Here is a 13,279-nt window from a genome sequence, read left to right as displayed (position 1 = left end):
ATCATGAAATTATTCTTCAACATATTTTTCTTCCTGCTGATCAATCTTCATCTCAACGCACAATGTTATCCGGATCGACATTCCACCAATTGGTTTGACGGCTGGGTTTCCTGTCAAAGCAAAGAATCCCCCAACCCTGATAACAAACAGGGACACTGGATGCTTTTTGATTTAGGCACCCGTTATAAAATTGACCGCATCAAATTTTGGAACAGCAATGATCCTGCACATTTGGATTGGGGAATCAGAGAACTAAAGATTGATTATTCCAAAGACAGTACTACCTGGCGCAGCATCAGTGTGATCAATCTGGAAAAAGCACCCGGACACAATCGCTACGAAGGCATGGATTGGCTGGATGTAAATATTCCGGATGCACGATACCTGTTATTGACTGCTCAAAGCAATTTTGGCAAAGACTCTTGCTATGGATTGGCAGAAGTCCAGTTTTCTGCAGAGAAAGTAAATACCGTAAATGTTGCCGACGAAAATCCGGAAGAAGATTCCTTCCAGGTAAACATCAAACCGAATCCTTTCAAGAGCCAGTTTGTTGCAGAAATTTCCGGATTAAAAGAAGAGCTAATTCAATATCAGGTCGTAGATTTATTGGGCAAAGTTTGGCAGTCCGGTCAAATTCAAATGCAAAGGAGCAATTACCAATTGAGAATTATCAGTGAAGAATGGCCTGCCGGAAATTATGTTCTCTCGCTAAGAAAAAACAAACAGTCCAGTAAGTTTTCATTGGTCAAAATGGATTGAGGTTTTATTAGATCGTTTTAACCAAACATGACCTATGGACTTTAGAGATTATAATAATTTCCTTTTTGCGCATTTTTATTGTAATTTTGTGTAAGTTTTAAATTTAAATTAATTTATTATGAAAACACATGAAATACTTATTGCTCATCCAAAAACTACTGAGGAAGTTGATGCCATTAAAGCTGTTCTGCATGCTATGAAAATTGAATTTGAAATTTCCAATGAAGAAAGCTACCATCCAGATTTTGTAGCTAAGATATTGGAGAGTAAGGAACAAGCTAAAAACGGAAAAGTTACTAGGGTAGAAAAAGAAAACTTGAAAGAATTCTTAAGCGTGTAATGCTTAATGAGCTATTATTTAGAATTTACTGATAAGGCCTCTGAAGATATAGCTGATCATAAAAAGTCGGGTAATAAAACTGTACTCAACAAACTGCTTGTCTTATTGGAAGAACTTAATGATCATCCATATACAGGGACCGGGAGGCCCGAGCCACTTAAACATGCTCTTTCAGGCTTATGGTCTCGCAGAATAAACCATCAACATAGATTGATTTATGAGGTAAGCGATACAATCGTTTATATTCTCTCGGCTAAAGGACATTATTAGTTTGAAGAGTTATTTATTTCATTTCCAAAGGTGCAGCTTTTACTCAAATGCAAAGAAGCAATTACCAATTGAGAATTATCAATGAAGAATGGCCTGCCGGAAATTATATTCTTTCGCTAAGAAAAAACAAACAGTGCAGTAAGTTTTCATTGGTCAAAATGGATTGAGGTTTTGATTAAAATAATCAAATGAGGTAAACTTCTTGGGACTTAGTTTGTGGTTGATAATAAATTTGTTAAGTTATAATAATTGTTCAATTATGTTATTTTTGCGCTTTAGTGGCTTACTTTTGGAAATTTGAGCTCTTTATTGAATGGCGATGAACGAATTGGAAATTCATAATGTAAAAGATCGAAGTTACAACTCCCGCCTATCGGTGAATCCTAAAAGGATTGATTATTTGTCCCTTTGACGAATGAGCTAACCTTGTCAATGTGTCAATGAACATTGCCCTTTAATTTGTTTGGGATATATTATTGCAGGAAATCTTTCTTGTAGAAATTCTATTTAAAATGATTTTAGATATATTATTTTAATTACTTTTATATCAAAATAATCGAAATGTCAGTTGTCAAGAAATTAGTACGGAAAATTACTTCAACCAATACAAGTACAAAAAACCATACTCATTTAACAAAAAGACTTCTTTTAAGAAGAGCAAGAGCTGCTGGCAAGTTGGCTTCAAATAAAGCAATGAGCATTATGGGCTATGTTGTTGTTGTGCAAAATGATGTAGTGATAAAAAAATATCAAGACGGCAGGACCGAAATTATTGACCATTTAAAATAACATATCGCATTTGCCAGTTATTAAATTACCTAAACAGGAATTGAGACTAAGAGTATTCGCAGGACCGAATGGCTCAGGAAAAAGCACGATAATCAAAGCAATTAAAGATACAAAAATAGGAGGCATTCCTATTGATTTTGGATATTATATTAATGCTGATGATATCACACAATCACTTGTTAATGGTAAATTCTCATTTTATTCTTTCAAATTAAAAATTTCTAATTTAAGTTTTCTTGAATTCGCTAAAACATCTGGCCTGTTAGGAAAGGAATTTACAGAATCACATTTCGTGGAATCATATACAATTCAAGGCAATTCCATTGTTTTAATTGACAAAATTCATGCGGACAAAATTGGCCAAATAATAGCACGTTATTTAAGAGAAGCAATGATACGATTAAAAAGGCGATTTAGTTTTGAAACAGTTTTCTCACATGAATCCAACTTGGACATTATGGAACGAGCTAATAATGCCGGTTATAAAGTTTATCTTTACTTTATTTCAACAGAATCCCCTGAAATTAATAAATATCGAGTAGCACTCAGAGTTGCAGAAAATGGACATGATGTTCCTCCGCAAAAAATTGAGGAACGCTATTACAGATCTTTAAAACTGATGTACAAAGCATCTCAATTGGCTTATCAAGCATTTTTTTTTGACAATTCAAAGGAAAGTGCTCCATTTGAATTGGTTGCACATTTCAAAATAATACGGAATAAAAAAAAATGGGATAAAATTGAAAAACATAAGGTGGCGCATTGGTTTAAAAAATATTATATAAATAAATAATTGGTTTAATCATTTTACACTTGTACTCATAATTATGTACAAATACAAAATACTTTTACACAAAGAAACCGAAGGCGTGTTTACTGTAACTGTTCCTGACTTGCCTGGCTGTATCACTTATGGCGAAAATGTGAATGAAGCCATTTCAATGGCTAAAGAAGCTATTGAATTGTATGTTGAAGAGTTGCAAGAAAGAAATGATGCGATTAATTAAGTAATATTATATGTGGACCAGGGCCTTTCAGAAATTTAATAATATCAACAAAAACGAGGCTTTGAAAGCTTGTGTTCAAATATTGTTACAAAATGTAATAACCTCGACTTGATCTGACAGACGGTCATAAATTAGACGATAACTTTTGTTGGAAAACATCTAAGCCCATATTAAAACTTTTTAAGCCTATTCAAATCTGAACAACCAATCCTTCCTTTCCCAGAATGGTATTGGGAAAAACAGATTGACATTCCTGAAGGAATACATTCAATTCATGGTAACGTGAGGAATAATGTCCTGTAATGAGTCTCTGAACAGAAGCTTTTTTCGCCATGGTGGCCGCCTGGTGCGCGGTGGAATGTCCCGTCTCCTGTGCTTTATGGGCTAAGGCTTCCAGATAAGTAGTTTCATGATACAAAACATCCACTTCCCTGATAAATGGCACAATGGATTCATCATATCTGGTGTCGCTGCAATAAGCGTATGATTTTAAATAATGCACCGGCGTAGAAAATTCATCTGCCTCATAAATGTTGCCGTCTATATCGGAAACGGATTCTCCTGCCACCACTTTTTTATATTGGGAAACAGGAATGGCCAGCTGGCTTATTTTTTCAATGTTTAGTTTGCGGTAATGCTCTTCTACTTTGAAAACATAACCGATGGTGGGCACCCGATGGTTCAGTGGAAAAGAAGTGATGGAAAGCAAACCATCGTCGTAAAACTTAGTCGCCACCTGATGATCGAGTTCGAGATAGGTAATTTCAAAATTCAAATGAGCTCTGCTGTGCTTGAGCGTCCCTTCGAGAAAATCCCGGATTCCTTCCGGACCACAGATGGTCAGTGGTTCTTTGCGCTGCAAATGACTGAAACTGGTGATCAGTCCCGGCAAACCAAAAACATGGTCACCGTGAAGATGAGAGATGCAGATATGGGAAATTTTGCTCCACCGGACTTTGTAAGACCAAAGCCTGTTTTGCGTAGCCTCCCCACAATCAATCAGGAAAAGTTGCTCCCGAATGTTTAACAATTGCGCACTTGGAAACCGGTCGTCAGAGGGGATTGCAGAGGAGCTTCCCAGGATGAGAAGCTCAAAGAGATGACTATTCTTCCTCGTCATTCAGATCCCGCTCTATGTCTTCCATAAAAATGTAATCAACGGACTCGTCAATCGTCGGGATAATGGTCAGAATGCCATCCAGTTTACTAATCTCAATCAATTTTCTAACGCCCTCACTGTTCATGTTGGTGAGCACGAAAGAACCATAATCCTTCCAAAGTCTGTTGGCAGTAAGGATGGAGCTAAGGCCTGATGAATCAATGTAATCAACTTGCTGTAGATCAAAAATCAGGTTTCTCACTCCTTCATTGCGAAGGAAGACAAATTCTGATTTAAGAAGCGGAGCGATCATGGAGTTTAATTGAGGTTCTTCCAGGGTAAATACAGAATATCGCTCTTGTTTGTCAATCTGGTATTTCATGAGATATGAATAAATTAATATATTTAATGTTTTAAAATTTAGGCAATTATTTATTATAAAAACAAATAATTATTACCAAATGTCGATTTTTATCTAATTTTGAGATAGCAAATTTATAAAACTTTGACGCTTTCGTACAATTTAGCTTGTAAATAGCCTTTTAAAACGAATACAACAAAAAATAAGCCTTTAATGTTATTTGGATGTGTGTTAGTTTTGACCAAATAGAATAACCGATAAAATGAATAAAAGATTTTCTCAAAAAGTCAGAAAAGTATTGGCCAACAGCCGTGATGAAGCCATCCGTCTGGGACACGATTACATTGGCACTGAACATATTCTGCTTGGCATGCTGGCTGAGCGGGATACGCTGGCAGTCAATGTGCTCAAGTCACTGAAAGTGGACCTCAGCCAATTGAAAGATAAACTGGAGGAAGCCATTCCGGTGAGAAAAGGTGAGGAAACCTCTTTTCAGGTAGGAAATCTTCCATTGAACAAACAAGCAGAGAAGGTTTTGAAGTTTACCTATCTGGAAGCAAAAATCACCAAGGAGGACGAGATCTATCCTGAACATCTTTTGCTTTCCATATTGAAGCACCACGACAATCTGGCTTGTATTGTGTTGGAGCAATTCAACATAGACTACGATAATTTCCGGTCTGAGTTAGATTACCTCAGCCAGCAAGGAGGCATGGAAGAATTCCCGGATATTACTGCAGCCGCCAGTGATCCTGATTCCTACGAAGAAGAGCAGGCTTCTTCTTCCTTCTCCAAAAAATCCGGATCCAAATCCATGACACCCGTATTGGATAATTACGGTCGTGACATTACCAGGCTCGCTGAAGATGGCAAGCTGGATCCTATCATTGGAAGAGAAAGAGAAATCGAGCGGGTCTCTCAGATTTTGAGCCGCCGCAAGAAAAACAATCCAATATTGATCGGAGAACCCGGAGTCGGTAAGACCGCCATCGTAGAGGGACTTGCCCTGATGATCATGCAAAAGAAAGTGTCGCGAACTTTGTTCAACAAGCGCATCGTAATGCTTGATCTTGCTGCGCTCGTGGCCGGAACTAAATACCGTGGCCAGTTTGAAGAGCGCATCAAGGCCATCATGAATGAATTGGAAAAATCAAGAGATGTCATCCTGTTCATTGACGAAATACATACCATCATCGGAGCAGGTGGCGCTACCGGTTCACTGGATGCTTCCAACATTTTCAAACCTGCTTTGGCAAGAGGAGAGTTGCAATGCATTGGTGCTTCTACCCTGGATGAATATCGTCAGCATATTGAAAAAGACGGAGCACTTGATCGTCGTTTTCAGAAAGTGATGATAGATCCGCCTACTGCAGAAGAGGCCATTTTGATTTTGAACAATATAAAATCCAAATACGAGGAATTCCACTCCGTATCTTATACCGACGAAGCCATAGAGGCCTGTGTCAAGTTGAGCGACCGGTACATTACCGATCGTTTTTTACCGGACAAAGCCATTGATGTACTGGATGAAGTGGGTGCGAGGGTGCATTTGAAAAACATTCACGTGCCCAAGCATATTGAAGAAATTGAAGCCCAAATCGATACCATCAAGGAGCAAAAAAATGTAGCTGTAAAAAGTCAGCAATACGAGAAAGCTGCTGACTTGAGAGATCTGGAATCAAAACTTCAAAAGAAACTGGAATCCGCAAAGGTGGCCTGGGAAGATGAATCCAGAACCAGGAGATTTCCGGTGAATGAAGAAAATATTGCAGAAGTAGTAGCCATGATGACCGGAATTCCGGTTAAAAAGGTAGCACAAAGTGAAAGCAAGAAGCTGGTCAACATGGCCGACGACATGAAGAAGTCCATCATCGGACAGGACGAAGTCGTCGTCAAAATAGTCAAAGCCATCCAACGTAACCGGGTTGGATTGAAAGATCCAAAGAAGCCGATAGGAACCTTTATTTTCCTGGGTCCTACTGGTGTAGGTAAAACAGAGATGGCCAAGGCATTGAGTCGCTTCTTGTTTGACTCAGAAGACGCACTCATCCGTCTGGACATGAGTGAGTACATGGAGAAATTTACCGTTTCAAGATTGATCGGTGCGCCTCCGGGATACGTAGGATACGAAGAAGGCGGACAGCTTACTGAAAAAGTACGAAGAAAGCCTTATGCGGTGGTGCTTTTGGATGAAATCGAAAAAGCGCATCCGGATGTGTACAACATCTTGCTGCAGGTATTGGATGAAGGTCAATTGACAGATGGCTTAGGCCGTAAGGTGGATTTTAAAAACACCATCATCATCATGACTTCCAACATTGGAGCCAGACAATTAAAAGATTTTGGCCAGGGTGTGGGCTTTGCCACCCAGAGCAGAGTGGACAATGCGGATGAATATTCCAAGAATGTGATCAAGAATGCCTTGAAGAAGACCTTCAGCCCTGAATTCCTCAACCGTGTGGACGACGTGCTGGTATTCAACAGCCTGGAGAAAGATCAGATTTTCCAAATCATCAACCTGGTGGTAAGCGGATTGCTCAAGCGCATCGAACAAATGAAGTTGGAACTGACCATCACGCAGGAGGCCATGGAATTCCTCGCCGAGAAAGGGTACGATCCTCAGTTTGGTGCCAGACCACTCCACAGAGCGGTTCAGAAATACCTGGAAGATCCTTTGGCAGAGTATATTTTGAATGAAAATCCGGAACCCGGGACTAAATTAAAAGCCGTGCTCAACAAAGAAAAAGATCAGGTGCTGATTTCTCAATCTGCAAAAAGCGGAGTTGGTAAAAAATCCTCCTCTTAATGTGCAAATCCCTGTTATTTTTGCAGAATAAATCTTAAAATCCTTAATTTGAATCTTAGAAAGAAGCCTCAATCCTATCTTGATGAACTCAGGAGCCAATTTAGAATCAACGAACAAATCAGAAATCACTCTATACGTTTAGTTGGCGATAATTTTGACGAACTCACCCAGGTTGCCGGAAAAACCATAGAACCCGGAATTTATGATACCATGCATGCCATGAAATGGGCTTTTGACCTGGGCATGGATCTCGTGGAAATCACCGCCAAATCCGATCCTCCGGTTTGTAAGATCATTGATTTCAATAAATTCCTCTACCTCAAGAGAAAGAAAGAAAAAGAAATTAAGGCCAAGACCGCCAAGGTGGTCATCAAGGAAATTCGATTTGGTCCCAATACGGACGATCACGATTTTGAATTTAAAATCAAACACGCGATCAAATTTCTGGAAGAAGGTGCCAAAGTTAAAGCCTATGTACAGTTCAAGGGTCGTGCCATAGTCTTCAAAGACCGGGGCGAACTCATCCTGTTGAGGTTCATCAATGAGCTGCTTACCCACGGTGCTGCGGAGGAGCTTCCAAGACTGGAGGGCAAGCGGATGTACGTCATCATTTCCCCTAAAAAAGGCGTTGCAAAAAATTAATCTGCATTTATAAGGTTTTGTTCAAATATTTTCTACCTTTGCGTGCTCAAAAAATAAGGCCATGCCAAAGGTAAAAACCCATTCAGGGGCCAAGAAAAGAATGAAGCTTACAGGAACAGGAAAGGTTAAAACGTTCCAGGCAAACACCTCTCACCTTATGCGTAATAAGAGTAAGAAGTCCAAAAGACGCCACAGAGGCAGTGTTGTAGCCCACCCTTCCGAACAAAGCAGACTAAAAGCATTGTTGGGAATATTCTAAGTATGTTTAACCGGTGTATGAGGTTAAGTATTCCTTCACGGGAGTCCCTTACACGCCAAAAACTATAAATTATGCCACGTTCAGTCAACGCCGTCGCATCCAGACAGCGCAGAAAAAAGATCCTCAAAGCCGCGAGAGGTTATTTCAGCGGAAGATCAAAAGTTTATACAGTCGCTAAGAATGCTGTAGAGAGGGCAATGAAGTATGCCTTCATCCACAGAAGACAGAAAAAACGCGCTTTCAGAAGACTTTGGATCGCCAGGATCAACGCAGCCGTAAGACCTTACGGTATCAATTACTCCAGATTTATCGACAAGTTGAATAAAAGCAACATTGTTTTGAACAGAAAGGTGCTGGCAGATTTGGCCTTGCACCATCCTGATGCTTTCAAATCAATCGTCGACAAAGTAAACGGGTAATTTCCCCTTTAATTTATTCCTTCCATTGCCTTGGATTTTCTAAGAGGTGTAATGCTATTGGAAAATCCAGGGGTAATTCCTATTGGATTTACGTATTGATTTCTTGGCTTTGGTTTACGATATCAATAGTAGACTTTTGGGTCGAGTCAAAAGTTTTCAGAGAAACCGGTTTGGTGGATCTCGTTATTCAATAAAGTTGCCTTAAAGTACATCCCATCGTCATTGTTCTTTTTTGTTTTGATACAAAAAAGAACCAAAAAAAATCAAGGCTGTTTTCATTTCTTAACGCCAAAACTAACTTAAAAAGCTAAACAAAATAAACTCGCCCTAAGCAGTAATAATAGCTCTTGGCCTTACTGTCATACATGTTTTAGATTATCTGGATGCGAGCTCAAACAGTATTTTGTTTTTAACGCTTTTTAAGTTAGTTTTAGCTAAAATGAAAAAGGCCGATTTGAATTTCTCATTAATCCCCATAAAATTTAACTGACTCAACTTTAGTTTCATTGCCCCCCTTTGTGCAGGTCAAAAGCTTAATCGTTTCCCTTATAGTTTTATTATCTTCTCATGGCTTCCACCGGGTCCATTCTGGAGGCATGCAGCGCCGGAATAATGCCGGAGACAATGCCTATGATGATGGACAGAATCAAGCCGATCAATATGTTGGTCATCGAGATGTACATGTCAAAATGAAGGACCTTGCTGAAGAGCAACAAGATGCCCCACACCATGACGAGTCCTGCAATCCCCCCTACCAGACAAAGGATGATCGCTTCTAAAAGATATTCCAGTAAAATAAAAAATCGCTTGGCGCCCAGGGCCATTTTAATGCCGATCAAAGGGGTGCGCTCTTTTACGGATACAAACATGATGTTCGCCACTCCAAAAGCACCTACCAGCATGGCAAAGAGGCCGATGACGAAACCTGCTATATTGAGGACACTAAAAACCTTATCAATGATCGCCGTCAGCATGGTCACCTGATTGATGGCAAAATTATCCGGATCAATGGGTTTTAATCCCCGCACCGGACGTATGATGCTGGCCAGTTCGTATTTCATTTCTTCCAGGTCCTCCCCTTTTTTGGCCTTTACATTCAGCATGGTGCCCCAGCTGGAATTGCTGTTGATGTTGATAAGCTTCCGCATGGTCTTAAAAGGAAAGAAAGCTGCTTGATCCACCGGCATGATGTTGATCAGAGAGGCGCCTTCGACCTTCAAAATCCCTACGATGTTGAATTTCCGGCCCATGGCTTTGACTTCTTTGCCCACTGCATCCCCTCTCGGAAAGAGCGCGGCAGCCAGTTTGCTCCCCACGATGATCTGGTCAGATCCGTTCTGAAACTCTGCACTGGAGAAATAACGCCCGTCTTCAAATTCCATTTTGATGACCCGATCGTAGTCCTCTGTAATGCCTGCAAAATAAGCTCCTTCCACATATGACTTTCCGGTCTTGATCTGGCTGCTGGGCAGAAAAACAGACAACGAGGCATACTGGGCCATTTTGGATTTGCGCTGTATGGCCCTCAGATCTTCCAGATCAGGGCTAGGCCTGGACATGTATTTCCAGTAATTCATGCCCGGATCTTCTGTCCAGGGGCTCTTGTCAATGTACAGGACGTCGTTGCCGAATTTCTCAAAACTCTCCACCAGGTTGTCTTCCAGAGAATCCACCGCAGAGAGTACTGCAATGACGCAGAAAATTCCAATGGTGATGCCCAGTAAAGTCAGAAAACTGCGCAGCTTGTTGCTGACCAGTTGCTGTTCCGCCTGCCGAAGGCTTTCTTTGAAGATTCTGAATACAATCATGAGCTGCTAAAGTTCCATAAAATTAAGCGCCGGAGCTTAAAAACCATAAAAATATAGATGACAAGGGGTATAATTCCGATGAACGCACAACAAAAACACCCTGATTATCATTGATGTAGAAAGAAATATAAAATTAGAACGCTCCTTACTTGCTTTTGGGTACTCCAATTCTTTATTTTTGCCGAAATTTAAGCAGCACAACTACATGCGTACAAAACTATCACAATTCAATTTTACCCTTCCAAAAAATTTAATTGCCCAATATCCTGCTGAAGAGCGATCAGAATCCAGGATGATGGTCATCCATCGGGATACCGGTAAAATTGAGCACAAGGTCTTCAAAGATCTGCTCGACTACGTCGAGGACAAAGATGCCATGATCATCAACAATACCAAGGTGTTCCCGGCGCGCATGTTTGGCAGGAAAGAAAAAACCGGGGCCAAAATAGAAGTCTTCCTCCTCCGCGAACTCAACAAACAAGTAGGCCTTTGGGACGTACTGGTCGATCCGGCACGAAAAATAAGAGTCGGCAACAAATTGTATTTCTTTGACAAAAACAACAAAGAAGTCCTGGTAGCAGAAGTCGTGGACAACACTACTTCCAGAGGAAGAACCATCCGTTTTTTGCACGATGGCGACGAAGCTTCTTTCCAGGCCATCCTCAGACAACTGGGACAAACTCCCCTACCCAAGTACATTACCCGTCCTACGGAAGCCAGCGACACTGAAAGATATCAGACCGTATTTGCCCGTGAGATAGGAGCCGTTGCAGCACCTACCGCCGGCTTGCACTTCAGCCGAGAACTGTACAAAATGCTGGAGATCAAAGGGGTGAATTTTGGTGAAGTGACCCTGCATGTGGGCATGGGCACTTTCCGCACCATCGATGTGGAAGACCTCTCCAAACACAAAATGGAAGCCGAGTATTTCAGAATAGATCCGAAAACTGCCGACCTGGTCAATGAGACCAAGGCACTGGGTAAAAATATATTTGCGGTAGGTACGACCTCGATGAGGGCCTTAGAGTCTTCTGTGTCCGCCTCCAAGCAATTGAAACCGGCCGAAGGATGGACCAATTTGTTCATCTACCCGCCGTATGAATTCTCGATAGCCAACCGAATGATCACGAATTTCCATTTACCAAAATCGAGTTTGCTGATCATGGTATCCGCCTATGCGGGACATGAATTACTGATGGATGCCTACCAGGTGGCGATGAATGAAAAGTACCGTTTCTACAGTTATGGAGATTGTATGTTAATTATTTAATTTCGCGGAACTTTTTAGAAACTTTTCTATTTTATTAAAATTAATTACCTAATAAAAATAATTATACCAATATGTACTGGACTTTAGAGTTAGCCCATCATCTGGAAGAAGCGCCTTGGCCTGCAACCCGGGATGAGTTGATCGACTACGGCATCAGAAGCGGAGCTCCGATAGAAGTAATCGAAAACCTTCAGGAGCTTGAAGATGACGAAGAGATTTACGAATCCATGGAAGACATCTGGCCCGATTTTCCTAGAAAGGATGATTTTCTTTTCAACGAAGATGAGTATTAACTCTTACGGGTTAAAAGAAATGTTACCAAAAAATCCTATCCACAGACCGGGTAGGATTTTTTATTTTCACCTGAACAATCGTGGATCCCTGTGACGACCAAGCCTGCTGACCATATCATCATTGCAATCGACGGCTACTCTTCCTGCGGGAAAAGTACCCTGGCGAAAGACATTGCCGAACAACTGGGCATACTCTATGTGGACAGCGGAGCCATGTACCGGGCGATCACCCTTTTCTGCATGCGTCATGGCATTCATCCCGATCGCCGCCTGGATGTCCTAAAGGCCCTGAATGGCATTACCCTGGACCTCATTCCGGACCACAGCCTGCAGGTGTTTTTAAACGGTGAAAATGTCAGTGAGGCCATCCGAAAACCCGAAGTATCAGAATGGGTCAGCGAAATATCCGTTATCCCGGAGGTGAGAAAAAAAATGGTCGCCCAGCAAAGAACCTTTGGCGAACAAAAATCACTGGTCATGGATGGCCGCGACATCGGCACGGTGGTTTTCCCGCAAGCACAGTTTAAATTTTTCATCACCGCCGATCCAAAAATTCGTGCCCAGCGAAGATTGCTCGAGCTGCAATCCAAAGGCATCCGTTCCGATCTGGAGACTGTCCTGAACAACCTGCAGCACCGCGATCTGATAGATTCCACCCGCGAGGACAGCCCTCTTCGACAGGCAGAAGACGCCATTGTGATAGACAACAGTCAGCTGGATCGCAGCCAGCAATTGGAGAAGGTATTGGAGATCATTCGCAGTAAAGAATAAGGGTCAAGACAAATATTTTGGAAACAGCAGTTTTGAAGATCCCGTCATTCACTGAAGTTGTACTAAAATCCAGCCTTTCGTCCTTGTTCTTTTTTGTCTTGACACAAAAAAGAACCAAAAAAAATCAAGGCTGGTTTCATTTCTTAACGCTAAAAATGTTTTGAAAAGCTAAACAAAATAAACTCGCCTGGAGCAGCAATGATAGCTCTAGGCCTTATTGTCATACATGTTTTAGATTACCTGCGTGCGAGCTCAAACAGTATTTTGTTCTAAACGCTTTTTAAATAAGCCCAAAATTGTCATTAGAGTTCGTAGTGAAAGACAAAAGAGCAACAAAGGCAAGACTCCTCGCAAGAAATTCGCGCGGAGGTGAAGTTATATTTCAT

General features: G+C 41.1%; 16 protein-coding genes. 13 read left to right on the top strand and 3 right to left on the bottom strand.

Annotated elements, in window-relative coordinates:
* The first annotated feature begins 3 nt into the window (after window positions 1–3).
* The 6 genes from IPJ53_08395 (at window position 4) to IPJ53_08370 (ending at window position 3,165) form a co-directional block, all read left to right on the top strand.
* Complete coding sequence (locus tag IPJ53_08395) at window positions 4–759, top strand: discoidin domain-containing protein (GenBank protein MBK7799118.1); 756 nt, start codon at window positions 4–6, stop codon at window positions 757–759.
* Between the two features lie 118 nt (window positions 760–877).
* Window positions 878–1,099, top strand: coding sequence for a hypothetical protein (locus IPJ53_08390; protein ID MBK7799117.1), 222 nt, complete (start codon window positions 878–880; stop codon window positions 1,097–1,099).
* 6 nt (window positions 1,100–1,105) lie between these two features.
* Window positions 1,106–1,369 (top strand): Txe/YoeB family addiction module toxin, encoded by a 264-nt coding sequence (locus tag IPJ53_08385; GenBank protein ID MBK7799116.1) that lies wholly within the window; start codon window positions 1,106–1,108, stop codon window positions 1,367–1,369.
* 561 nt (window positions 1,370–1,930) lie between these two features.
* Window positions 1,931–2,158 (top strand): hypothetical protein, encoded by a 228-nt coding sequence (locus IPJ53_08380; protein MBK7799115.1) that lies wholly within the window; start codon window positions 1,931–1,933, stop codon window positions 2,156–2,158.
* A 10-nt stretch (window positions 2,159–2,168) separates the two neighbouring features.
* The gene (locus IPJ53_08375; protein ID MBK7799114.1) at window positions 2,169–2,951 is read left to right on the top strand and encodes a hypothetical protein; all 783 of its coding nucleotides are present in this window, start codon (window positions 2,169–2,171) and stop codon (window positions 2,949–2,951) included.
* A 34-nt stretch (window positions 2,952–2,985) separates the two neighbouring features.
* The gene (locus IPJ53_08370) at window positions 2,986–3,165 is read left to right on the top strand and encodes a type II toxin-antitoxin system HicB family antitoxin (GenBank protein ID MBK7799113.1); all 180 of its coding nucleotides are present in this window, start codon (window positions 2,986–2,988) and stop codon (window positions 3,163–3,165) included.
* A gap of 190 nt (window positions 3,166–3,355) precedes the next feature.
* On the opposite strand, the gene IPJ53_08365 is transcribed toward IPJ53_08370, so the two are convergent.
* A complete protein-coding gene (locus IPJ53_08365) occupies window positions 3,356–4,285 on the bottom strand; it encodes a ribonuclease Z (GenBank protein MBK7799112.1) in 930 nt (309 codons plus the stop codon).
* Window positions 4,269–4,646 carry an STAS domain-containing protein gene (locus IPJ53_08360; GenBank protein MBK7799111.1) on the bottom strand — a complete coding sequence of 126 codons (378 nt, stop codon included), beginning with the start codon at window positions 4,644–4,646 and terminating at the stop codon, window positions 4,269–4,271. The genes IPJ53_08365 and IPJ53_08360 overlap by 17 nt, the downstream gene beginning before the upstream one ends.
* 241 nt (window positions 4,647–4,887) lie before the next feature.
* On the opposite strand from IPJ53_08360, the gene IPJ53_08355 reads away from it, so the two are divergent.
* The 4 genes from IPJ53_08355 to rplT all read left to right on the top strand — a co-directional run bounded on the left by IPJ53_08355 (window position 4,888) and on the right by rplT (window position 8,751).
* On the top strand, window positions 4,888–7,431 hold the full coding sequence (locus IPJ53_08355; GenBank protein ID MBK7799110.1) for an ATP-dependent Clp protease ATP-binding subunit: 2,544 nt from the start codon (window positions 4,888–4,890) through the stop codon (window positions 7,429–7,431).
* A 48-nt stretch (window positions 7,432–7,479) separates the two neighbouring features.
* Window positions 7,480–8,073 carry a translation initiation factor IF-3 gene (locus tag IPJ53_08350; protein ID MBK7799109.1) on the top strand — a complete coding sequence of 198 codons (594 nt, stop codon included), beginning with the start codon at window positions 7,480–7,482 and terminating at the stop codon, window positions 8,071–8,073.
* 61 nt (window positions 8,074–8,134) lie between these two features.
* A complete protein-coding gene (gene rpmI / locus IPJ53_08345) occupies window positions 8,135–8,332 on the top strand; it encodes a 50S ribosomal protein L35 (protein MBK7799108.1) in 198 nt (65 codons plus the stop codon).
* 71 nt (window positions 8,333–8,403) lie between these two features.
* A complete protein-coding gene (gene rplT, locus IPJ53_08340; protein MBK7799107.1) occupies window positions 8,404–8,751 on the top strand; it encodes a 50S ribosomal protein L20 in 348 nt (115 codons plus the stop codon).
* Between the two features lie 557 nt (window positions 8,752–9,308).
* Here rplT and IPJ53_08335 read toward each other — a convergent pair.
* Entirely contained in the window at window positions 9,309–10,559 is a 1,251-nt protein-coding gene (locus tag IPJ53_08335) for an ABC transporter permease (protein ID MBK7799106.1), read from the bottom strand.
* A 205-nt stretch (window positions 10,560–10,764) separates the two neighbouring features.
* Between IPJ53_08335 and queA the strand changes: the two genes are divergently transcribed.
* From queA to IPJ53_08320, 3 genes are all read left to right on the top strand, one after another.
* Window positions 10,765–11,829 carry a tRNA preQ1(34) S-adenosylmethionine ribosyltransferase-isomerase QueA gene (gene queA / locus IPJ53_08330; GenBank protein MBK7799105.1) on the top strand — a complete coding sequence of 355 codons (1,065 nt, stop codon included), beginning with the start codon at window positions 10,765–10,767 and terminating at the stop codon, window positions 11,827–11,829.
* Between the two features lie 71 nt (window positions 11,830–11,900).
* On the top strand, window positions 11,901–12,122 hold the full coding sequence (locus IPJ53_08325; GenBank protein ID MBK7799104.1) for a DUF2795 domain-containing protein: 222 nt from the start codon (window positions 11,901–11,903) through the stop codon (window positions 12,120–12,122).
* 90 nt (window positions 12,123–12,212) lie between these two features.
* Window positions 12,213–12,893 carry a (d)CMP kinase gene (locus tag IPJ53_08320; GenBank protein ID MBK7799103.1) on the top strand — a complete coding sequence of 227 codons (681 nt, stop codon included), beginning with the start codon at window positions 12,213–12,215 and terminating at the stop codon, window positions 12,891–12,893.
* The last annotated feature ends 386 nt before the right edge of the window (window positions 12,894–13,279 follow it).

The sequence above is a fragment of the Candidatus Vicinibacter affinis genome (assembly GCA_016714365.1).
Classification (GTDB): Bacteria; Bacteroidota; Bacteroidia; order Chitinophagales; family Saprospiraceae; genus Vicinibacter; species Vicinibacter affinis.
Note: the sequence above shows the minus strand (reverse complement) of the source record. Positions and strands in the feature narration are given on the sequence as shown.